20 protein-coding genes are annotated in these 23,193 nt (G+C 31.9%); 7 read left to right on the top strand and 13 right to left on the bottom strand.

All coding sequences use genetic code 11. The annotated features are described in order from the left end of the window. Nucleotides 1–21 precede the first annotated feature (21 nt). Genes gatB/aspS through BWZ22_RS04430 form a run of 3 tightly spaced genes read right to left on the bottom strand, consistent with a single transcriptional unit; the run spans nucleotide 22 to nucleotide 5,014 of the window. Entirely contained in the window at nucleotides 22–3,360 is a 3,339-nt protein-coding gene (gene gatB/aspS, locus BWZ22_RS04440) for a bifunctional amidotransferase subunit GatB/aspartate--tRNA ligase AspS (protein WP_076698266.1), read from the bottom strand. After that, a complete protein-coding gene (locus tag BWZ22_RS04435) occupies nucleotides 3,360–4,760 on the bottom strand; it encodes an amidase family protein (RefSeq protein WP_076698265.1) in 1,401 nt (466 codons plus the stop codon). Before BWZ22_RS04435 ends, gatB/aspS begins: the two co-directional genes overlap by 1 nt. Before the next feature lie 2 nt (nucleotides 4,761–4,762). After that, nucleotides 4,763–5,014, bottom strand: coding sequence for a hypothetical protein (locus BWZ22_RS04430; RefSeq protein WP_083692185.1), 252 nt, complete (start codon nucleotides 5,012–5,014; stop codon nucleotides 4,763–4,765). A 626-nt stretch (nucleotides 5,015–5,640) separates the two neighbouring features. On the opposite strand from BWZ22_RS04430, the gene gyrB reads away from it, so the two are divergent. Next, nucleotides 5,641–7,581, top strand: coding sequence for a DNA topoisomerase (ATP-hydrolyzing) subunit B (gene gyrB / locus BWZ22_RS04425; protein ID WP_076698263.1), 1,941 nt, complete (start codon nucleotides 5,641–5,643; stop codon nucleotides 7,579–7,581). Nucleotides 7,582–7,680: 99 nt separating this feature from the next. Here gyrB and BWZ22_RS04420 read toward each other — a convergent pair whose 3' ends face one another. Then, on the bottom strand, nucleotides 7,681–8,718 hold the full coding sequence (locus BWZ22_RS04420) for a substrate-binding domain-containing protein (RefSeq protein ID WP_076698262.1): 1,038 nt from the start codon (nucleotides 8,716–8,718) through the stop codon (nucleotides 7,681–7,683). 410 nt (nucleotides 8,719–9,128) lie between these two features. Between BWZ22_RS04420 and BWZ22_RS04415 the strand changes: the two genes are divergently transcribed. From BWZ22_RS04415 to BWZ22_RS17060, 5 genes are all read left to right on the top strand, one after another. Beyond that, nucleotides 9,129–10,163 carry a DUF6588 family protein gene (locus tag BWZ22_RS04415; protein ID WP_076698261.1) on the top strand — a complete coding sequence of 345 codons (1,035 nt, stop codon included), beginning with the start codon at nucleotides 9,129–9,131 and terminating at the stop codon, nucleotides 10,161–10,163. A gap of 252 nt (nucleotides 10,164–10,415) precedes the next feature. Beyond that, nucleotides 10,416–11,342 (top strand): malate dehydrogenase, encoded by a 927-nt coding sequence (gene mdh, locus BWZ22_RS04410; protein ID WP_076698259.1) that lies wholly within the window; start codon nucleotides 10,416–10,418, stop codon nucleotides 11,340–11,342. Nucleotides 11,343–11,415: 73 nt separating this feature from the next. After that, on the top strand, nucleotides 11,416–12,027 hold the full coding sequence (locus BWZ22_RS04405; protein WP_076698258.1) for a hypothetical protein: 612 nt from the start codon (nucleotides 11,416–11,418) through the stop codon (nucleotides 12,025–12,027). A 169-nt stretch (nucleotides 12,028–12,196) separates the two neighbouring features. Then, nucleotides 12,197–15,202 (top strand): protein translocase subunit SecDF, encoded by a 3,006-nt coding sequence (secDF, locus tag BWZ22_RS04400; protein WP_076698257.1) that lies wholly within the window; start codon nucleotides 12,197–12,199, stop codon nucleotides 15,200–15,202. A 203-nt stretch (nucleotides 15,203–15,405) separates the two neighbouring features. Continuing rightward, a complete protein-coding gene (locus BWZ22_RS17060) occupies nucleotides 15,406–15,522 on the top strand; it encodes a DUF6250 domain-containing protein (RefSeq protein ID WP_371326822.1) in 117 nt (38 codons plus the stop codon). Nucleotides 15,523–15,617: 95 nt separating this feature from the next. Here BWZ22_RS17060 and BWZ22_RS04395 read toward each other — a convergent pair whose 3' ends face one another. From BWZ22_RS04395 to BWZ22_RS04370, 6 genes are all read right to left on the bottom strand, one after another. Continuing rightward, a complete protein-coding gene (locus BWZ22_RS04395) occupies nucleotides 15,618–16,568 on the bottom strand; it encodes an endonuclease/exonuclease/phosphatase family protein (RefSeq protein WP_076698255.1) in 951 nt (316 codons plus the stop codon). A 74-nt stretch (nucleotides 16,569–16,642) separates the two neighbouring features. After that, nucleotides 16,643–17,113: a DUF192 domain-containing protein gene (locus BWZ22_RS04390; RefSeq protein WP_076698254.1), complete on the bottom strand. Its 471-nt coding sequence runs from the start codon at nucleotides 17,111–17,113 to the stop codon at nucleotides 16,643–16,645. Continuing rightward, nucleotides 17,113–18,042 (bottom strand): prolipoprotein diacylglyceryl transferase, encoded by a 930-nt coding sequence (gene lgt, locus BWZ22_RS04385; protein ID WP_076698252.1) that lies wholly within the window; start codon nucleotides 18,040–18,042, stop codon nucleotides 17,113–17,115. Before lgt ends, BWZ22_RS04390 begins: the two co-directional genes overlap by 1 nt. 64 nt (nucleotides 18,043–18,106) lie before the next feature. After that, complete coding sequence (locus BWZ22_RS04380) at nucleotides 18,107–19,252, bottom strand: peptidylprolyl isomerase (RefSeq protein WP_076698250.1); 1,146 nt, start codon at nucleotides 19,250–19,252, stop codon at nucleotides 18,107–18,109. 1 nt (nucleotide 19,253) lies between these two features. After that, nucleotides 19,254–19,796: a gliding motility-associated peptidyl-prolyl isomerase GldI gene (gene gldI, locus BWZ22_RS04375; protein WP_076698249.1), complete on the bottom strand. Its 543-nt coding sequence runs from the start codon at nucleotides 19,794–19,796 to the stop codon at nucleotides 19,254–19,256. Beyond that, nucleotides 19,789–20,808 (bottom strand): bifunctional oligoribonuclease/PAP phosphatase NrnA, encoded by a 1,020-nt coding sequence (locus BWZ22_RS04370; protein WP_076698248.1) that lies wholly within the window; start codon nucleotides 20,806–20,808, stop codon nucleotides 19,789–19,791. Before BWZ22_RS04370 ends, gldI begins: the two co-directional genes overlap by 8 nt. Nucleotides 20,809–20,893: 85 nt before the next feature. On the opposite strand from BWZ22_RS04370, the gene BWZ22_RS04365 reads away from it, so the two are divergent. Further along, nucleotides 20,894–21,313 (top strand): nucleoside-diphosphate kinase, encoded by a 420-nt coding sequence (locus BWZ22_RS04365; RefSeq protein WP_076698246.1) that lies wholly within the window; start codon nucleotides 20,894–20,896, stop codon nucleotides 21,311–21,313. Nucleotides 21,314–21,439: 126 nt separating this feature from the next. On the opposite strand, the gene BWZ22_RS04360 is transcribed toward BWZ22_RS04365, so the two are convergent. The 3 genes from BWZ22_RS04360 to BWZ22_RS04350 form a co-directional block, all read right to left on the bottom strand. Next, a complete protein-coding gene (locus tag BWZ22_RS04360; protein ID WP_076698245.1) occupies nucleotides 21,440–21,631 on the bottom strand; it encodes a cold-shock protein in 192 nt (63 codons plus the stop codon). Nucleotides 21,632–21,732: 101 nt separating this feature from the next. Continuing rightward, nucleotides 21,733–22,029 (bottom strand): DUF721 domain-containing protein, encoded by a 297-nt coding sequence (locus BWZ22_RS04355; RefSeq protein ID WP_076698244.1) that lies wholly within the window; start codon nucleotides 22,027–22,029, stop codon nucleotides 21,733–21,735. A 13-nt stretch (nucleotides 22,030–22,042) separates the two neighbouring features. Then, complete coding sequence (locus BWZ22_RS04350; protein WP_076698242.1) at nucleotides 22,043–23,122, bottom strand: DNA replication/repair protein RecF; 1,080 nt, start codon at nucleotides 23,120–23,122, stop codon at nucleotides 22,043–22,045. Nucleotides 23,123–23,193 lie beyond the last annotated feature (71 nt).

Below are 23,193 nucleotides of genomic sequence, written 5' to 3'. Positions count from 1 at the left end.
TATTAGAGGAAGTATTAAAAATTACTTTTTCATAATTTTAACATTCATTTCTTCCACTTTTTTATCAGACAAAGGTGATGGTGCGCCAAATAATAAATCTTCACTAGTACCAGTTTTAGGAAATGCCATTACTTCTCTAATAGAAGCTTTTTTCTCTAAAATCATCATTAAGCGGTCTACACCCCAAGCTATACCACCGTGTGGTGGTGCGCCATAATGGAATGCTTTGTACATAGTGCCAACGCTTTTCATCATTTCTTCTTTGTTGTAACCCATGTTTCGGTAGGTAGCTTCTAAAATTTCAGGCTTATGCGCACGTACAGAACCGCCACCAATTTCGTAGCCATTCAAAATTAAATCGTATTGTTGTGCTATAATTGAGCCAATTTCTTCTTCTTTACCGTTTATATGTTTTTCAATGTCATAAGTTGCTGGCATTGAAAAAGGATTGTGTGTAAACGTCCAATTACCTTCATCGGTTTTTTCAAACATAGGAAAATCTACAACCCATGCTGGTCTTAATTCTTTGGGGTTTATGAGCTTTAACATCCGACCCATTTCTTGTCTAACAGCATCTAAAGCTTTATTTGCTGTGGCATAATCAGCAGCAGAAAAGAACACTATATCTCCTACTTGCGCATTGGTAGTTTTTATGATTCCTGCAGCTATATCTTCACCTAAAAATTTAATGATTGGTGATTGTAAATCGTTTTCATTTACAATAATATAAGCTAAACCACCTAAACCGTGATCTTGTGCAATGCCTGTTAGTTTTTCTATTTGTCCTTTAGACATGCGTTTGTTGCCTTGTTCTTTAGCAGAAACTTTTATGCATTTTACAATACCGCCTTCATCAATAGGTTTACTAAATACTTGGAAGGTGGTATCTTTAACTATTTCAGTTATATCTTGCATTTCTAAACCAAAACGAAGGTCTGGTCTGTCGCAACCATATTTATCCATGGCTTCCTTATAAGTTAATACTTGGAATGGTTTTAAAATCCATTTTTTGCCATATACTTTCTTTACAATTTCATTAAACATTTTGGTGTTTAAATCTATAATTTGTTGCATGCTGGCATAAGCCATTTCAATATCTAATTGAGTGAACTCTGGTTGACGATCACCACGAGAATCTTCGTCTCTAAAACAACGTGCTATTTGGAAATACTTTTCATAACCACTCACCATAAGCATTTGTTTAAATTGCTGAGGTGCTTGTGGTAGGGTGTAAAAAGCTCCAGCTTCTTTACGTGTTGGTACTATGAATTCGCGAGCGCCTTCATCGGTTCCTGCACTTAAAATAGGTGTTTCTATTTCTAGAAAATCTTGTGCATCTAAAATATCGCGCATTAGTTTAATAACTCTATGACGATTTTTTATAACACGGTGAACATCGGCATTTCTATGGTCTAGAAATTTGTATTGAAAACGCGTAGTTTCATTGGTTTTGGTTGCACGTTTAATTTCAAATGGCAACGTTTTTGAAAGGTTTAGGATGTCTAACTCTGAAGTTTCTAACTCAATGGTTCCTGTTCTTAGGCTTGGGTTAAAGTCATCTTCTTTACGTTTAACAATTTCACCCGTGACCATAATAACAGATTCTGGTTTTAACTTTACCAATTCATCTAAATTAGGGAAGGTTTCTCTGCTTAAACGCACTTGAAAAATTTCGTTACTAGAATCGCGTAAATCTATAAACATTAGCTCACCATGGTCTCTAACACTAGATACCCATCCTGAAAGTGTTACTTTTTCTGAAATAGAAGCTTCAGATAAATCGGTTGCAACGTGTGTTCTATACTCATCTTTAACTACTAAGGGAATTTCGGGTAGTGTTTCTTCCTCTTCTTTAGTAGTTCCTTTTTGGGGTTGAGTTTTCTGAGATTCTTTCTGTTTTTCTGTTTTAGCATCTACTACATTTTCAGCAGCTAGAGCATCTAAAATACCTTGACGAATAACTTTTCCTGATGCACCTTTACCAATAATACCAATAACTTTACCAACTAAAATACCTGCTTTACCTTGGTTGCCATTTTTAATATCGTTAGCTATAGCATCATTTTCTTTAATAACTTTTGCTATAGCACTGTCAATTTTTTCTTTTGAAATGGTGTTGTCTTCAAAATACTTATTGTAGTCAAAATTTCTATCTTTTAAATACGATGTAATGGCATTTTGAACTAATACCGAAGTAATTTTATCTTCTTTGAAAAGTTTAAAAATTTCAATAAGGTGCTCAATTCTGTAGATGTCAGCATAATCATCGGCACCAATGTTATTTACTAATGTTTTAGCAACAAACGATGGGTCATTAAGCTCTTTGTTTATGGTCATAAAAGTTTTAGAGCGTAATGGGTCTGCCGTAAAAAATTTGGCATCTTGTGGTAATACACCGCCTTTAATTAAAATACGTTCTACAGCATATGGCAGTGAACTTATATCTACATCAATAGATTCTACAACATCTTTTATATTTACAAATGGTAAATCTGGTTCAGAGATGAAACGGTAATCTGCTTCAAACTCTTTTTTACGCATGGTTTTAGTTTGCTTTAAATCGGCATCAAATAAAACCGTTGTTTGGTCTGGTCTAAATTCTTTGTGTTCTATATAGTAGTTAAGCTGTTTTTCAACTTCTTCTTTTAAAGCCTCTGTCATAAACTTAAAAGAGTTTAAGTTTTTTATTTCAGTACGCGGATTTAAGCTGTAGCTACGCTTTTTTCTGAGCGACACAGATACGTCTGATTTAAACTCTCCTTTTTCAAGATTAGCTTCAGAGATTTTTAAATTTTGAACAATGCGTTGTAAATATTGTGCATAGGTTGAAGCATCTTCAATATGATGAATACATGGCTCTGTAACAATTTCAATAAGAGGTACACCAGCTTTATTAAAATCTACCAAAGAAACTTTTTTCTCGTGCACTAATTTAGCAGCATCTTCTTCTATATGAACTTGGGTTAAATTTACTGTGAATTCACTCCCATCATTTCTAAAACAAGATACTTGTCCGTCTGGTATTACTGGATGATGAAATTGTGTAATTTGAATGTTTTTAGGGTTATCTGGGTATTCGTAATGTTTTCGATCCCATGAAATAACCTCATTACTGAAAGTAGATTTTACGGCTTTACCAAAATAGATGGCTTTGGTAATAGCTTCTTTATTAATAGCAGGTAAAACCCCCATTTGTCCTGTACAAACAGAGCAGATGTTTTCATTAGGAGTTTCAATCTCTTGATTAGGGCAAGAGCAGAATAATTTGGTTTTTGTATTTAATCTAATGTGGGTTTCTAGTCCTATAACCAATTCTAATTCGTGGGCTTTTAAAGCCTCTTTTAATTGCTCTAAATCCATTATATCGTATCTTTTAAGAAGTTAGCAAACTTCAAAACAAGTTCGTCATTATCTTTTGCGGCAGTAATTTGTAAGCCAGTTTCTGTGCCTTGAGGCACTGTTAAGGTTGGTAATTGCCCAAGGCTAAAGCCAACGGTATAAGCGTCTGACAAATACATGGCTAGTGGGTCTTTTAAGCTATCACCAATTTTTGGTGGAGCCATTGGTGTTACGGGTGAAATTATGATGTCAACCTCTTTAAAATCGTTTTCAAAATTTTGAGAAATTTGATCTCTTAAAGCTAAGCCTTTTAAGTAAATTTCATCACTAAACCCTTGTGATAACACTTGGTTGCCACCAACTATTCTGCGTTTTGTTTCCTCTGAAAGATTTTCAGAACGGGTAACAGAATAGCTTTCTTTAAGGTTATCGGCTTCAATGCGGTTTCCGTAGTTTGTACCATCTAAACGCGATAGGTTAGAGGCGGTTTCGGCCATGGCTAAGGTGTAATAGGTAGAAACTAAAGTGTCAGATTCAAAAAAATCTAAAGCTTTAACCTCTATGCCTTTAGCCTTTATTTTATCAATAGTTGAAAGGAAGTCTTTTTTGATGTCTTTATCTATAGCTTCACTATCAATAAAGTTTTTAAAATAACCTACGGTTTTAATACCATCTGAGTTTAAAATAGTATTCTGCTTAATTTCCGCTGAAGCGTAAGTAGTTTGATCTTTTACGTCTTTACCACTCATAGTATTTAAAACAATGCGAATATCTTCAATAGATTTAGCAATGGGACCAACGCAATCTGTAGATGATGCATAGGCCATAATACCATATCTTGATATGCGCCCATAAGTTGGTTTTAAACCGTAAATACCATTGTATCCAGCAGGTTGGCGGATAGACCCTCCTGTGTCTCCTCCAATGGAAAATACGGTGTAGTCTTTAGCAACATTTACTGCAGAACCACCACTAGAGCCACCTCCAACAAGTTCTGGGTTTTTGGCATTTTTTACGGCGCCAAAAATGGTATTTTCACTAGATGAACCATGTCCAAAACTATCGCAATTTTCTTTTACTAAAGGTATAGCACCGGCATCTAATAGTTTTTGTATAGCCGTAGCTGTGTAAGCAGATTTATAGTTTTTTAATAAATTAGAACTAGCAGTGGTATAGGTGCCTGCAACCATATAAACATCTTTAATGCCAAAGGGAATACCTTCTAGCAAACCTATAGCTTCACCATTAGCAATTTTATCATCTACTTTTTTTGCTAATTGTAACGCAGTATCTTCTAATAAACTGTTAACGGTGTTATGGGTGTTTTTCTTTAGTAGTTCTAATTTTTCTGTTACTAGGCTTAAACAAGAAATCTCTTTGTTTACTAGTTTTTTGTGTATTGTGTGTATTTGAGATTCCATCATTATTCTTCTATCACTTTTGAAACAACCAAGTATCCATTTTTTTCTTTTGGAAAATTCTCTTTAATAATTTGTTTTTCTGTATCAGAGCTTTCAATTACAACATCATCTCTTAAATCATTAACAGAAACCGAATTATTATTGGCATTAAAAGTATTCTCATTGGTATGGGCATTTTTTATTACATCAAATAATTTGCTTACCGCTTCAGAGGGTTTAGCGCCTTTAATACTCGACAATACGTCGACTGTCATAATTTTACTCATCTCTTAATTTTTGTATTAAAAAAAGCCTTCCGTAGAAGGAAGGCTTTATATATTTTTAAACAATAACCTTCCTAATCCTATACGTTAGGATTATTAGAGTTGTTATTGTTATTATTATTTAACATCATCAATTTTTAGTGCTCAAATATATGTAGAATTATTGAACTACACGTCTTTTTTTTTATGATCACTTTTGAATTATCAAATTAATAAAAAATTAGGTTCTAATTTGAAACTTGTCTATCGTTTAAAGGTTTAATTTGATATATTAATTGAAGGTGAAGGTTTATATTTAAATCATATAAAGAAGTAGGCTTTTTTGTGGAAAATTTAATTTATAATATTGAATTTGGATTCAAATAAAAGCTTCTAAGCAATTGTTTTAAAATTTAATTTTAACAAAACTTAAAATAAGGCTAAAATCGATTTTAAGCCACTTTTTAGGCGATTTAAGGCATTTTTGCGTAATTAACAATTGTTGATAATTTTTGTATAAACTCCCTAAAAAGCTTTTTAACGGCTTTTATAATTTGTATATTTGTTATACATGAGAATGATGCAGTTGCGTCATTTTTTTATGAGATGAAATTAGAAGTTAAATTAAAAAAACATATATGAGCGAAGAAGCTAAAAAGCACAATTATTCTGCCGATAGTATTCAGGCACTAGAGGGAATGGAGCATGTGCGTATGCGTCCATCAATGTATATTGGAGATGTTGGAGTACGTGGTTTACATCATTTAGTTTATGAAGTAGTAGATAACTCTATTGATGAAGCATTAGCTGGTCATTGTGATACTATAAAAGTAACTATAAACGAAGATAACTCTATTACAACTGAAGATAACGGACGTGGTATTCCTGTGGGGTTACACAAAAAAGAAGGCGTTTCTGCTCTTGAAGTTGTAATGACCAAAATTGGTGCAGGTGGTAAGTTTGATAAAGATTCTTATAAAGTATCAGGTGGTTTACACGGTGTAGGTGTAAGTTGTGTTAATGCCTTATCAGAACATTTAAAAGCAACAGTACATCGTGAAGGTAAAATTTGGGAACAAGAGTATGAAAGAGGTAAAACACTTTATCCTGTAAAAACAGTTGGAGATTCTGATAAAAATGGAACAATAGTTACGTTTAAACCAGACCCTCAAATTTTTACTCAAACACTAGAGTACAATTATGATACATTAGCTAGCCGTTTGCGTGAGTTAGCTTTCTTAAATAAAGGTATTACAGTTGTTTTAACAGATTTAAGAAATAAAGACGAAGAAGGTAATTTTATTTCAGAAACGTTTCATTCAGATGAAGGTTTAACAGAATTTGTTAAATATTTAGATGCAACAAGAGAACCATTAATGCAAGATGTTATTGCGTTTGAAGGTGAAAAAAATGGTATTCCAGTTGAGGTTGCCATGATTTACAATACCTCATATGCCGAAAATTTACACTCATATGTAAATAATATTAATACACATGAAGGAGGTACACATTTAACTGGTTTTAGACGTGGTTTAACACACACACTAAAAAAGTATGCAGATTCTTCTGGTTTAACAGATAAGTTAAAGTTTGATATTGCAGGAGATGATTTCCGTGAAGGCTTAACAGCTATTATATCTGTTAAAGTGGCAGAACCTCAGTTTGAAGGTCAAACCAAAACAAAACTTGGAAATAGAGAGGTTTCTTCATCTGTAAGTCAGGCAGTTTCAGAGATGTTAACAGATTACTTAGAAGAACATCCTGATGACGCTAAAACTATTGTTCAAAAAGTAATTTTAGCAGCTCAAGCACGTCATGCAGCTCAAAAAGCGCGTGAGATGGTGCAGCGTAAAACTGTTATGAGTGTTGGAGGGTTGCCAGGGAAATTAAGTGATTGTTCTGAGCAAGATCCTGAAAAATGTGAAGTGTTCTTAGTAGAGGGAGATTCTGCAGGGGGAACTGCTAAACAAGGACGAGATAGAGCATTTCAAGCTATTCTTCCTTTAAGAGGAAAAATATTGAATGTTGAAAAAGCAATGCAGCATAAGGTATTTGAAAACGAAGAAATTAAAAATATCTTTACAGCACTTGGTGTAACTATTGGAACAGAAGAAGATAGTAAAGCTTTAAACCTTTCAAAATTACGTTATCATAAAATTGTAATTATGTGTGATGCCGATATTGACGGTAGTCATATTGCAACTTTAATTTTAACATTCTTCTTTAGATATATGAGGGAGTTGATAGAAAACGGACACGTTTATATTGCTACACCTCCATTATATTTGGTAAAACGTGGAGCCAAAAAACGTTATGCTTGGTCTGATGCAGAACGAGATGAGATAATTGCTGAATTTGGAGATGGAAGTAAAATACAGCGTTATAAAGGTCTTGGTGAGATGAATGCAGAACAACTATGGGATACTACCATGAATCCAGAATTTAGAACTATGCGTCAAGTACAAATTGAAAATGGTTCTGAAGCTGATAGAATTTTTTCTATGCTTATGGGAGATGAAGTACCCCCACGTAGAGATTTTATTGAAAAAAATGCAATTTACGCAAATATTGACGCGTAAATCATACTAAATAAGGCAGGAAAACCTCATAGTTAACGCTGTGAGGTTTTTTATTTTATGCACTTTAAAAGTGGATTACATTTTGAGGTTTATAGTAGCCTAAATAGAATCAACGTTTTCTTTAGTTACAACAGTCATAGGCGAGGGATAAATAGGCTTAGGAGTTTTATTCATTACTAAATAATCACTTAGTAATTTAATGCCTTTATAACCTTGATTATATGGGTTCTGACAAATTAAAAAGTCTATAGTATCATTCTTTAAAAACTCAATATTCTTTTTATTAGTATCATATCCTACCAACCTAATATTGTTAAGTTGAGAATTTTCTAAATATTCAGCAATTAAAAAAGAGCTACTAGAGGGTACAAAAATGCCATCAATAATATCATCTTTTAAAACATCATTTAAGCTACTATTAATTGCGTCTATACTTTTAAAATAAGGAATTGCTAAATCCTTAATTTTTACAGAAGCATATTTTTCTTTAAAAAAAGTTTTAAACCCGGTAATTCTATTATTTATTGATGAATAGTTACCTTTATTTAATCTGAAAACAGGAATCAAAATTTGTGCATTATTGGGTACCATTACACTCATGAGTTTAGCTGCTAAATAACCACTTTTATATGAGTCTTGACCAATAAATGAAAGTGCATTAAAACCCTTTATTTCAGTATTAATAAATACATAAGGGATTTGTTTCTTATCTAGTTGATTTATGAGTTTTTCGGTTTCTTTATGAAAAACAGGAGCTATTAAAACAGCATCAAAATTACCTTCAATTAAATTTAAAAAAGCATCTTGATAAGAACTAGAGTCAAATTGATTGAACATAAAAAATGTAGCAGAAATTTTAAAGTTTTTTATTTCTTCAATAGCGTTTTCTATACCTTTTTTAGGTTCAGACCAAAATTCATTTTCGGTTCCTGCTTCAGGAATTAATACCCCAATTTTATAGCTTTTGTTAAGTGCTAATGTACTGGCAATAGTATTAATTTGAAAATTATGCTCTCTAATAATTTTTTGAACATGGGCTTTTGTTTTTTCAGAAACACCAGGTCTGTTATGTATAACTCTATCAACAGTACCTGTTGAAACATTGGCTTTTTTTGCTATGTCTTTTATAGTTGTCAATTATTTAAAAATTTAAAGGAAATTAAACTACAAAAACACTTAAAAGTAACGTTTTGCCAGATTTAATCGGGGTAAATTTACAATTTTGCGTGTACGCTCACAAACCTTGTTTTAAAAGCACTTGTTTTTATTCTGTAATAAGTAAAAGTTTTTATCAACGTTGTGATATTTTTAAATTTAAGAAAGCGTTAATAAATTAAAGAAGCTATAAGGTTAACATAAAAGACTTTAATTTTATTATAGTAAGACTAGTTAGGTACAATACCAAAAACGATGCTTTTAGTTAAATTTCCATCTGTTTTTTTTATATTATAAAATCGTTAAAAAGTAATTTTTAATCGATGAAATGTTGTTTTTTGCAGATTTTTCCATATGTTTGTTTAATCAAATCTAATTGTAAATCAAAAAAAATGAAAAAGATACTTCTACTAATGTTACTGTGTTTTATAACACTAACATCAAAAGCACAAGATATAGATGCTTTACTAGCTGCAGGTGTAGACAATGCAGAATTATTTGCCAATGATTATTTAAAACCAGCAACTAACGGGCTTATGCATAGTATGAATGCTAACTGGTTTAATACCGCCGATGCGAAACCGCTTGGTGGTTTTGAAATTTCTATCATTGCAAATGCCGCTATAGTTAATAATGAAAATAAATCATTTTTAATGAATATTTCTGATTATAACAGCAACCCAGATCAAGATTTTACAGTAGAATTTGCAGACCTAGCTGCAACTAAAAATGTAGCAACTGCTTTGGGTGAAAATGACTCTGATGTAGATGTTATTATAACCTATGAAGATGATGTTTTAGGAGAACAACAAGAAACAATTACACTGCCAAGTGGTATAGGTTCTTCTACGGCAAATTTACTGCCAACAGCATTTTTACAAGGCGCTTTAGGCTTAAGTAAAGGTATTGAATTAAAAGCACGATTTGTTCCTAAAATTGAAACAGATGATGTAGAGTTAGGTATGTACGGTGCTGGTTTACAGGTAGAATTTACAAAATGGTTGCCAGCAGATAAACTGTTGCCTGTTGCTATATCTGGTTTGGTGGCTTACACAAACTTAAACGGTACTTACAATTTAACTGAGTCTTCAAATATTGATGGAGAAAACCAACGTTTAGAAAATGATACAAGCACATGGCTATTTCAATTAATTGCCTCAACCAAATTGCCAGTAATTAACTTTTATGGTGGTTTAGGGTATATTAAAGGAAAATCAGAATCTGATTTATTAGGTACTTACACAGTGCAAAGTGGACCATTTTTCTCTGAAACTATTGAGGATCCATTTTCAGTCTCTAGTGAAGTATCTTCAGTAAGAGGAACCATTGGTACTAAACTTAAATTAGGATTTTTTAGATTGAATGCAGAATACCATCTATCAGACTTTAATGCCTTTTCAGTTGGAATCAATTTTGGATTCAGATAAAATCCTCTTATAATAAAGAATTTACAAAAAACGATGTTTTAATTTTAGTTAGTTTATATTTAATTTTTTGTTTTAAAAAGTACAGGATTTTATCCTGTACTTTTTTTATTTAGAGCATTTTAATTCTTAATTTTGCATGACTTTGGTCATAAATTATTACTTTTTAAATGGTGAATTTTGTATCACAATGAGTGAACCAAAAAGAAGGACTATTAAATTATTCTAAATTATATAAAAATAAACAATAAAAACATGAAAGTAACAGTTGTAGGAGCAGGAGCAGTAGGTGCAAGTTGTGCTGAGTATATTGCTATTAAAAATTTTGCTTCAGAAGTAGTTTTGTTAGACATTAAAGAAGGCTATGCTGAAGGTAAAGCAATGGATTTAATGCAAACAGCATCATTAAACGGTTTTGATACCAAAATAACTGGTATTACAAACGATTATAGTAAAACTGCAGGTAGTGATATTTGTGTAATTACCTCTGGAATTCCTCGTAAACCAGGTATGACTCGTGAGGAGTTAATTGGTATTAATGCAGGAATTGTTAAAACAGTATCGTCAAGTTTAATTGAGCACTCACCAAATACCATTATCATTGTGGTTAGTAACCCAATGGACACCATGACGTACTTAGTACACCAATCTACTAACTTACCAAAAAACAAAATTATTGGTATGGGTGGCGCTTTAGATTCTGCTCGTTTTAAATACAGATTAGCTGAAGCTTTAGAAGCTCCAATTTCAGATATTGATGGTATGGTGATTGGCGGACATAGTGATACAGGTATGGTGCCATTAACAAGTCATGCAACTAGAAATAGTATAAAAGTTTCTGAGTTTTTAAGTGAAGAAAGATTAGAACAAGTTGCTGCCGATACTAAAGTTGGTGGAGCTACACTAACTAAATTATTAGGAACATCTGCGTGGTATGCTCCAGGAGCTGCTGTAAGTGCTTTAGTTCAAGCTATTGCTTGCGACCAAAAGAAAATATTCCCATGTTCTACATTATTAGATGGTGAGTATGGTTTAACCGATATTTGTATAGGTGTACCTGTTGTTTTAGGTAAAAACGGTATAGAAAAAATAGTAGATATACCTTTAAGTGATGCCGAAAAAGAACACATGCAAAAAAGTGCTGAAGGTGTTAGAAAAACTAACGGATTATTAGACGTTTAGTAATCAAAACCTTAAAATAGATATTTATATAAAGACTGTAGCAATACAGTCTTTATTTTTTTATATTTGGCGCATGAACGCAAAATGGTACTTTAGTACATTAATAATTGCATTAACCCTTCTTGGAGTTTGCCAAAAACAAGTTTCTGTACCCAATCAGGAAATTGTAATGGACTTTGTTGATGCTAATGTTACTTCAGAAGACGTTCAAACTGCCATAGCAAATGTTAAAGAACAATTACAAGAAGTTGGTGCTGTTAATATTAAAGTTTTAAAAGAAAAAAACGGCACTTTAAAAATTTCTTATTACAGCAAGGTTAATGTAACCAATGTTAAAAAATTACTTTCAAAAGATAACTATTGGCTATTTGGTTATGCATCTAATAATCAAGGTGAAAAAGATTCACAACCTTCAAAAAATAAACTAAAAGATTATAATCTTGATGTTTATGAAATAAAAACAAGTCAGGAATCATCAAGCTTAAATGGCAAATGTGTTTTAGAAATAAAACATGATTATGACCGGTTTACAAAACCTAATCTATATAGTCCGTTCCAAAAAGACTTTGTTAGTGAACTAAATTGTTCTATAAAAGTAGCCTACAAAATAAATAGCAATATAGCCATTGCATTAGATGACACTTCAAATAAAAAACCAGAAGTAAGAGCAGGACCTTTGTGTTAAAATTTCCTCAATTAGTGGTTTTTCCCTTATCTCAAACTATTTAAAGAATAAAAGAGGTTTGTTAATAAAAACCTTAAGAATCAATTATAAACAAAAAATAATTGTCAAATCTTACAGTAAATCATACATTTGCTCGTTTTTAAAAATTTGACCAAAAAATAACATAAGAATGCAAAACAAAGGATTAGTTAAATTGTTTGCTTTATTATTCGGGTTGGTAAGTGTTTACCAGTTATCGTTTACGTTTAAAGCAAATCAAATTGAAAAAAATGCCGAAGAGCTAGCTATAGAAAAAATTCCTGAGACAGAGCCAGATTACCGTGCTTTAAGAAGTCAAGAAGAAGCAAACTACTTAGAGTCTATTGCTACAGATACCGTGTTTAATATTGGTATAGCAAAATATACATACAATGAAGTAAAATCTAAAGCCATGAATCTTGGTTTAGATTTAAAAGGTGGTATTAACGTAATTCTTCAGGTATCTGTAAAAGATATTTTAAAAGGATTAGCAAATAACACTACAGACCCTGTTTTTAATACAGCTTTAGAAAACGCATCTGAAGTTCAAAAAAACAGTCAAAATACTTTTCTTGAAGATTTCTTTATTGAATTCGATAAAATTAAAGGCGATACTAAATTAGCTTCTCCAGATATATTTTACACCAAAGATTTAGATGGTGAAATTGATGGAAGCATGACAGACGAAGAGGTTAAAAAAGTAATCTCAACAAAAATTGATGAGTCTGTAGTATCTGCATTTGAAGTATTACGTAAACGTATTGATGGTTTAGGGGTTACATCACCTACCATTCAACGTTTAGGAAATTCAGGTAGAATTTTAATTGAGTTACCAGGTGTAAAAGACATTGAAAGAGCAGAGCGTAACTTTACTACCATGGCGCAATTACAATTCTGGGATGCCTATAAAGGAGAACAATTTTACCAGTTTTTAGCGCAAGCAAATGAGGTGTTAAAACCACTAGTTGAAGAGGCTAAAACAGAAGCAGATGAAGCAAAAGGAAATGATTCTGAAGATGCTACACAACAAGATGCTATTGATGATCTTTTAGGTGAAGCTACTACAGATTCTACTGAAGTTAAAAGTGCAGCAAACCCATTATTAGATTTAATAAAAGGACCAGGTTACCAAGGAGGACCAGTAATTGCTCAATTTGATATTAAAGACAAAGAGCTAATCTTAGAGTATTTAAATAAGAAAGAAGTTAGAGCTTTATTACCTGCAGAACAACGTTATACTAAGTTTGCTTTTGGAAAACCAAGTAAAAACTCTGAGATAGTAGGTTTATATGCTTTAGTAGGAAACAGAGAAAATGTACCTCAATTAAGTGGAGCTGTAGTTACAGATGCTCGTGTTAATTTCGGACTTACAGGTAAACCAGAAGTATCAATGCAAATGAATAGCAAAGGTGCTAAAATCTGGGAACAAATGACAGGAGAGGCTTATAATAAACAAAGCCAAATAGCTATTGTTTTAGATGATATTGTGTATTCTGCTCCAGGTGTAACTACTGGGCCAATTGCAGGAGGTAACTCATCAATTTCAGGAGATTTTACATTAAGTGAAGCCGAAGATTTAGCCAACGTATTACGTGCTGGTAAATTACCTGCTTCAGCCGATATTATTTCAAGTGAAGTAGTAGGACCTTCATTAGGTCAAGAAGCTATAGATAGCGGTACTATGTCATTCATTATTGCTTTAATAGTAGTATTACTATGGATGGTTTTTTACTACGGAAAAGCAGGTGGATTTGCAGATATTGCTATGGCGTTCAATATCCTGTTAATTTTTGGTATTTTATCTGGGTTAGGCGCTGTACTTACCTTACCAGGTATTGCAGGTATTGTGTTAACTATTGGTATGTCGGTTGATGCAAACGTACTTATTTATGAGCGTATTAGAGAAGAAATTACAAAAGGTAAAGGTTTAAAAGAATCTATAACAGACGGATTTGGTAATGCATTATCTTCTATTCTAGATGCCAATATCACTACAGGTTTAACAGCTTTAATATTATTTATTTTTGGTACAGGTCCAATTAAAGGATTTGCTACTACATTAATAATAGGTATTGGTACATCACTATTTACAGCTATTTTCATTACAAGATTGTTAATAGATTGGTACGTAAATAGAGGTGGTAAGTTAACTTTCGCAACAACAATTACTAAAAATCTTTTCAGAAATATTAATATAGAATTCTTAAAGAAACGTAAAGTTGCTTTTATTACTTCAGGAATTCTTATTGCAATAAGCTTAGGTTCTTTATTTACAAATGGTTTAGATCAAGGTGTAGATTTTGTTGGAGGTAGAACTTATTTAGTACGTTTTGCAAACAATGTTAGCTCTAGTGAAATTACAGAAGCATTATCGCAACCAGAAATTTTTGGAAGCGCAGAAGCAAAAACCTTCGGGTCTGAAAACCAATTAAAAATCACTACTAAATATAAAGTGAACGAAAGTGGTGCCGAAGTTGATGAAGAGTTAAGACATAAATTATTCACTGGTTTACAACCTTATTTAGAAGGCTATAACTATGAACAATTTATAGATTTAACCAACGAAAACAAACAAGTAGGTTTATTACAATCAGATAAAGTAAGTCCAACCATTGCCGATGATATTAAGCAAGCATCTGTTTGGGCTGTATTAGGGTCATTAATAGTTGTGTTCCTTTATATATTATTCCGCTTTAAGCGTTGGCAATACTCTCTAGGAGCCGTAATAGCGGTATTCCATGATGTATTAATAGTATTAGGTATATTCTCATTAACCTATAAATTTATGCCATTTAATATGGAAATAAACCAAGCGTTTATTGCAGCCATATTAACGGTAATAGGTTACTCATTAAATGACACCGTGGTTGTATTTGATAGAATTCGTGAGTTCTTTAATGAACACACAAGTTGGGACTTTAACCGTGTAGTAAACTTGTCGTTAAGCAGTACTTTAAGTAGAACATTAAATACCTCTTTAACAACTTTAGTAGTGTTATTAGCTATTTTTGTTTTTGGAGGCGATTCCATTAGAGGTTTCATGTTTGCCTTAATAGTAGGTGTAATAGTAGGTACCTATTCATCATTATTTATAGCAACACCAATAATGTATGATTCCGTACAGAGATTAGACAAAAAAGATGAAAACAAAGAGTAAATTAAACTAACTCAATTTAAAAAGCCTATTAACAATTGTTGATAGGCTTTTTTGTTTTAGGGCGTTACCCTATCGGGTCGGGCTATCCGCTATATCTTTTTCTCGTACCTCAAAAAAGGATGCCGCTTCTATCCCTAACGCAAAAGCAACACGCTAATATTTTATAAAGTTTTTACCAAGAGAGTTAAAGTTTTAAAACCCACATTCAATATTACAGAAACAACCAATTAATTTTTAATTTCTATGATTCAGAACCACTTACGTCTGGGTACTTTGGTTTTCGTACCACAATTAACCATATGACAACAGATAACGTTTAGTGTATGCGGAGTGGCGGATTTCGGAGCTATTCGCTATCAAAACTTGATGTTTACTACTTTTCCCGCCATTACGTATAACACATTGTTAGCAAACGTTATTCTTTCAATTCGTTAATCAATTTATCTATTTCAAACAGTTTCTCATATTTTACAATCAACTGTTCTCGTTTTTTAAGACTCTCAATCGAGCCGTTTAAATTATCAATTTTCTTTGCTTTTTCAATCAAGTCTGCGATTAAATCAGCGAATCTTGTATGTGAGTCAGATGATAATTCCTTTAACTTAATTGTCAAGTGGTCACTAAACAAATCGTTTAATTTTCCAAGTCTCGTTTTGGTCTGTAATTCAAGTGTCAAAGGAACATGGTCACTTAAATCAATCCAGTTTTTAGCTTTACCAACTTTAATTTCAAATCCATCTTTTATAATCAAGTCTGATGCGAAAAAATAATCAATGTGATAAGGTTTTTCAGTCTTGCGATACATGTGAAAAGTTGGATGAATTTCTTTTCCTTGTTCAATTTTCTCTTGCTTATGGTACAAACTGAAAATATTTTCCTTTTTCAGGAATTCAACCATATCAGAATGATTTCCAACTCGCTTTTTCTCGTCCCAAATTTTATTTGAGTTGAAATCACCTGTCAAAACACATGGCAAGGATAAAAGATTTGAGTAATAATTTATCGCAAGCCAAATCTGTCCGATGTATCTTGCTTCTGGTTTTTCTTTATTATCCATTGCCCAAATTGCAAAAAGCAAAAATGAACTGTCTTTTCCTGTGACTTTTAATGGAATAATAAATCTAAATCTTGGGTTAAATATTTTTAATAATTCAAATTTGTAGTCTGAGTATGAGAAAATTCCAATTCCTTTGTTTTCAGAATCACCGTACCAGAAAAAGTCAGTCGGTTTTGGAGTCAAATCACCAAATTTTAGTTTGTTTTCCGATTCACATTCTGGAATTATCAAAATATCAGGTCGCAATGATAGAATCCTATCGTTCTTTTTTCTAAATGCTCCCTGACTATTCCATTCAATGATTCTCATGCTGTAATTTTCTGCGACCTAATGTTTGCTAACTTTAAGGTTTATAAACTTTCAAAAGATTAAACAGTAGTAATTTAAAAGCTTAAACTATCACCTACTTTTAAGTTCCAAGAATCTGCTAAACCAGCATTAATTTCTAATACGTACTTAGCAGGTGCATTAGAAGGGAGAGAGGTTTCATCAAAGGGTTGTGCATTTTTTTGAAAACTCACTATAGTTTTATCTCCCTTAATAAAAATAAGGTCTAACGGAATTTTTGTGTTTTTCATGTAAAAAGAACGCGGTCTTTCATCATCAAAAACAAAAAGCATGCCTTGGTTGTTCTTCATAGAATCTCTATACATTAACCCTGTTTGAATATCATAATCAGTATCAGCAATTTCAATATCTAAATCAATGGTAGTAGAATCTGTTTTAATTTTATGAATAGAGAGTTCGCCTTCTTTTTTAAAAGTTACCTTAGTTTGTTTAATAGCTTTGTTGTTGTCTTTACAAGCAACAAAACCTAATATTAGTAAGCCATAAAAAAGTCCTTTAAAACGCATTATTTAACAGCATGTTTAGGTTTGTAAACAAACATAAAATATAAACCAACAAGTATAAACGGAATGCTTAACCATTGTCCTGTGTTTAACAGCCAGTCGGCACGTTCTAAATTTTGAGGTTCTTTTACAAACTCAACAAAGAAACGAACGGTCCAGAGTAAGATTAAAAATAAACCAAATAAAAATCCAGTTTGATCCTTTTTAGGAGTTTTAGAGTAAAAATACCATAAAATTAAGAACACAAAAATATAACAAAAAGACTCATATAATTGAGCGGGGTGCCTATAAGGAACTGCTTGTAATAATTCAGCAAATTGCGGATTATCAGTTACTGCGTTATAAGCCTTTTGAACATCTTTTATACCTGTTAGTTGTGTAATTTGGCTTTTGTAATAATAATCTTGAATAAAACGTACGCCTAACGGAAAGTCTCCAGATTCTTTACCTATAATTTCAGAATTAATAAAGTTTCCAATTCTAATAAATACGGCACCAGAGGCTACAGATATAACCAATCTGTCAAGCAGCCAAAGTAAAGATTTGTACTTATATTTTTTTCGGTATAAATACATGCCTACTATAATTCCAATAGCAGCTCCATGACTTGCCAATCCTTGAAATCCGGTAAATTCTATACCATTTTTAAAGCTAAAGGGTAAGAAAATACTAAAAAAGTCTTCAGATATTAGTTCAGATTGATAAAATATAACATGACCTAATCTAGCACCAATCATAGTGGCTAAAACGGTGTATATAAACAACGGGTCTAAATAAGTTAAAGATACTTTTTCTTTGGTGAAAATACGTTTCATAATGTACCAACCAACTAAAAAAGCAATAATCCACATAAGGCTATAAAAGTGCAATTTAAAATTACCTATAATATCAATGCCTGTTATGGGGTTCCAGTCAAATTTTAATACGTGCATGCTTATTATTTTACTGTGTAAATATAAGTTTTTACTATAACTTTAGTGTTAAAAATATGTTGGATTATCTTAGTAATTCTAAAACTTCAACTTCAAAAATTAGATTAGATTTAGGGGGGATTCCGTTATTGCCTGCTTCACCATAAGCTAAATAGTATGGCAAAAATAAGGTGGCTTTATCGCCAACATGCAATTGCTGAAGTCCTTCTTTAAATCCAGGAATCATTTGTGCATCTGGACCAATATCAGCAGTTATTGGCTGGTATTTGTTAGCTTTTCGTCGTTTTTCGTTAACGGCATAAAGGGCTTCAGCTATTTTTAAGTTACTTGTTTCAATAAGTTTTCCGTTTTCATAATATACGGCGTAGTGTACTTTTGCAATAGCATTACTGGGGAGTTTTTTGCCTTCTCCTTTTTTAGAAATATAATATTGTAAACCAGAAGGCAATGTTATGGCTTTAGCTAATTGTTCATCAAATATTTTTTTAGTTTTTTTAATAATAGCTTCAGCTTTTTCTTTGGCTTCTTGTTCTTTGCGTTCTTCTTCTGCAAAATGGTTAATGAAAACCTTGGGGGCATCAAAATTTATGGCAGCACTACCTTTTCTAATAATATTTACAGATGTTATAACATCGTTTACTTTAATAGAGTCTATAACATTAAGACCTAAAATAACTTCTCCAAAAACAGAATGGCAGAACACATAATCTTCTTCACAAAATTTTAAAATACCTTCTTCGTCATAAGCGTCTAACCATGGCGTTGGAATTTGAGTAATGTAAAATTGACTACCATTAGAGTTGATACGACCTGGGTTAGCCATGGCTAAGATGCCTTTTTTATCGTGTTTTAGGGTTTTGTCAAATTCATCATTAAACCTATAACCCGCATCAGACATCCCGTATTTAATGGGTTTTCCAGTTTGAATTATAAATGAGTCAATAACCCTATGGAATGTGAGTCCGTCATAAAATTTTTTCCCAAGAAAGGTGCTATCAACAAGGGGGTTGTTTGCTTCTGCTAATGATACAAAGTTTGCAACCGTTACAGGTGCTTTTTTGTAGGCTAATTTGGCAACCATTGTACCTTTAGTAGTGTTTATTTCTGCATACAAACCATTATCTAATTCTGGATATTGGTCTTTACAAGACACACATGCTATTAATAAAATGGCACAACAAACTTTTAAAATGTTGTTAAGGGTAAGCATTTTATTTGTCTTGGTTTTGAGTAATAGAGTTAACTGTAACTTCGCAAATTAAAGGGACATTAGTTCCTATTCTGTTTTCATCACCGTAATACCCATAGGCTTTTTGAGACGGAAATAGAAAAGTAACAGTTTCGCCAGTTTTCATGAGTTTTAAACCTTCTCGTAAGCCAGTAAAAAGTTCTTGCTTATCCATGGCGTAATTTTGGGTTTTTATTTCGGCTTTAGAGTAGATGAGTTTACCATTTAAGGTTTTTACATTGTAGTTATAGTTAACAATATCACCAAAGTCTGGAGTTTTTAAAGTATCTGCATCTACCTTTGTATTGTAGTAATACCAAAATCCACTTTCAGAAGCAATATAATCATGTTTTTCTTGTTTCATGATATTTTCTATAGCAGCTTGTTCTTTGGCATTTAATTCTTTATTTCTTGCTACAGACTCATCTATAAAAGAACCAGATTTTGATGAAATAGGTCTTCTGGCTTCTGGTGTTTTACAGCCAAATGCCAATAATAGTAGTATGAGTATAAGTAATTTATTCATTGTTTAGGGCTTTATTATAAGTAGGTAATATACTAATAAATTTTTCAACGGTTTCTTTTAAAGTAGCATAACTTTTTCCGCCTGCGGCATTGGTGTGCCCGCCACCGTTAAAATGAGCTCTAGACATTTCGTTTACTGAAAAATTGCCTTTAGAACGCAACGATATTTTAATAATACCTTCTTGCTGGTCTTCAATAAATATGGCTGCTAATATTACGCCTTCTAGTGATAATCCATAATTTACAACGCCTTCAGTATCACCTTTAGTGTAATTGTAGGTGTTTAATTCTTTTTGAGATAATGTAATATAAGCCGTTTTAAACTCTGGTATTACTTTTAAATTATTAAGAGCACAACCTAAAAGTTGAAGCCTATTATAGCTGTTGGTGTCATAAACATTATTATGTATGTTGGCATTATTGGCACCTTTTTCAATAAGATTTGCAACTATTCTATGAGTTGTGCTTGTTGTTGACGAAAACCTAAAAGAGCCGGTGTCTGTCATAATACCAGTGTATAAACAGGTGGCAATGTTTGCATCAATTAAATCTAAATCACCTAACATATCTATAAAATGATAAATCATTTCACAAGTAGAACTCATTGTAACATCACTAAACATATAGGTTGCATAATCATCGGGAGCTTGATGATGATCAATCATTATTTTAATAGCATTACTATTAGCAAGCACTGTTTCCATATTCCCTGTTCTATGGAACGCATTAAAGTCTAAAGTGAAAATAATTTCAGCTTCATTAATTAAATTTTCGCAAAGTTTGGTTTGAGTATCATGTTTTAAAATAAAGTTTTCACCAGGTATCCATTTTAAAAAATTAGGGTAATTATTAGGTGTTATAACTTGTGCCTTATGATTGTTTTTTAAAAGGTAATGGTACAAACCAAGAGTAGAGCCTATAGCATCTCCATCTGGGTTTTTATGCGGAACAATTACAATCTTTTTAGTGGTTGATAATAACTGCTTTATACTATTAATGTCTTGTTTTTTCATAGATGACGAATATACAATTTTTTAAAATTGGTTTGTTTGGGTTTAAATAGAAATAGCTTACTTTTGCGCCAAATTAAAATATAAAATGGCAACAAATAGAACATTTACAATGCTTAAGCCAGATGCTGTTGAGAAAGGACACATTGGCTCAATATTAGAGAAAATTTCGGCTTCAGGGTTTAGAATTGTAGCAATGAAATTAACGCAAATGACAAAAGCTGATGCAGAAACTTTTTATGCAATACATAAAGAGCGTCCGTTTTTTGGTGAATTGGTTGAGTATATGACTCGTGGGCCAATAGTAGCAGCAATATTAGAAAAAGATAATGCTGTTGAAGATTTTAGAACTTTAATTGGAGCTACAAATCCTGCCGATGCTGCAGAAGGAACCATTCGTAAACTTTATGCAGATTCTATAAGTGAAAACGCTATTCACGGAAGTGATAGCGATGAAAATGCAGCTATTGAAGGTGCTTTTCATTTTTCGGGAAGAGAACAGTTTTAGTTAAAAAACTTAACAGATATAAAAAATCCAGCAATTATTTTGCTGGATTTTTTTTTGCAAAAAAAAAAAATCTGCTAAAATAAATTAGCAGATTTTCGCATTTTGTAATTGTAAAGTATATATCTATTAGATTACTTTTACGTTTACGGCGTTTAATCCTTTTCTACCTTCTTGTAGATCGAATTCAACATTGTCGCCTTCACGAATTTCATCGATAAGTCCTGAAATGTGTACGAAATGTTCTTTGTTGTTGTCCTCTTCAACTATGAATCCAAAACCTTTAGAATCATTGAAGAATTTTACGGTACCTTTACTCATTGTAATATGTATTAAAATAAAAATTAAGCCACAAAGGTAAGTTAAATAATGATAGGTTGTTGGTTTTAATTGAATTATTTATAATAAAATAATAAGTATAATTATCTTAAAATCAATTTTTTAATGATTTCTTTACCCAATTCTTCATTAAGCATATCAATTATTTTTTGTTTTCCGTAGCTTAGTTCTTCTCTTAAAACACTAGAACTTAACTGAACATAAAGCGTGTCTCTTTGTAAATTTACAGACGTTGTATAATTATTAACGCCGTTACCCATTAGTTTAGCCCAAGCATCGGTAACATTAACTTTGTCTAAGCCTTTTTCTAAATTATTAGTTTCTACAAATTCTTTTAAGGCGTCTTTTATGCTAATATGTTCGTTATGGCGTTTAGGCATAGTTTTTCAAAATTTAAAGTTTGAATATTTCATAAGATTGATGTACTTGCTTTACGGCATTTTCGGTACGTTCGGCATGTGTGTCGCTAATAAATAACTGACCAAAATTTTCATCATCTACTAATTTAATGATTTGAGCCACACGTTGTTCATCTAATTTGTCAAAAATATCGTCAAGTAGCAGAATTGGGTTTACACCGCTTTGTGCTTTTATAAAATCAAACTGTGCTAACTTTAAAGCAATTAAAAACGATTTTTGTTGCCCTTGACTACCAAATTTCTTAATGGGGTGTGTTTCAATATTAAAAAGCAAATCGTCTTTATGAATTCCAACACTGGTGTATTGTAAGGCTTTATCTTTATTTAAAGCGTTTGTTAACAGCGTATTTAAATTAGCCTCAAATAAATGGCTGTTATATACCAAATTAACAGATTCATTTCCATTGCTTATAGCATAGTAACGCTCTTTAAATATAGGAATGAATTCCTTTAAAAAAGCATTTCGTTTTTCAAAAATAAGCGTTCCGTATTCCGTTAATTGGTTGTTGTAAACCTCAAGAGTATCGGCATTAAAAGTATGATTTAAAGCAAAATATTTTAAAAGCGCATTGCGTTGAGCTAATATTTTGTTGTAATTAATAAGGTGAGATAAGTAATTTTTATCGCTTTGAGAAATAACACTATCTACAAATTTTCGTCTAGTATCGCTACCTTCAATAATTAAATTTCTATCTGCAGGAGAAATAATAACTAAGGGTAAAAAACCTATATGCTCACTAAACTTATCGTAGGCTTTTGCGTTGCGTTTAATAACTTTTTTTTGCCCCCGCTTTAGGCTAATAACTATTTTTTCAGTTTTTTCGTCTTTATCATATTCTCCATTAATTACAAAAAATTCTTCACCGTGTTTTATGTTTTGAGTAGCTACCGGATTAAAATAGCTTTTCCCAAAAGATAAGTGGTAAATAGCATCTAAAACATTGGTTTTCCCAATACCGTTGTTACCAACAATACAGTTTATTTTTTCATTAAAATTAAATGAAATACTATCAAAATTTTTATAATTAAGTAATGAAAGTGATTTTAAAATCATACTACAAAAAACAAATTAAAGTCTGTTTTAGAGGAAAAGCCGTTAAAAAGAAGTGCAAATTATTGAAAAAT

It is taken from the genome of Seonamhaeicola sp. S2-3 (assembly GCF_001971785.1).
GTDB lineage: Bacteria > Bacteroidota > Bacteroidia > Flavobacteriales > Flavobacteriaceae > Seonamhaeicola.
Note: the sequence above shows the minus strand (reverse complement) of the source record. Positions and strands in the feature narration are given on the sequence as shown.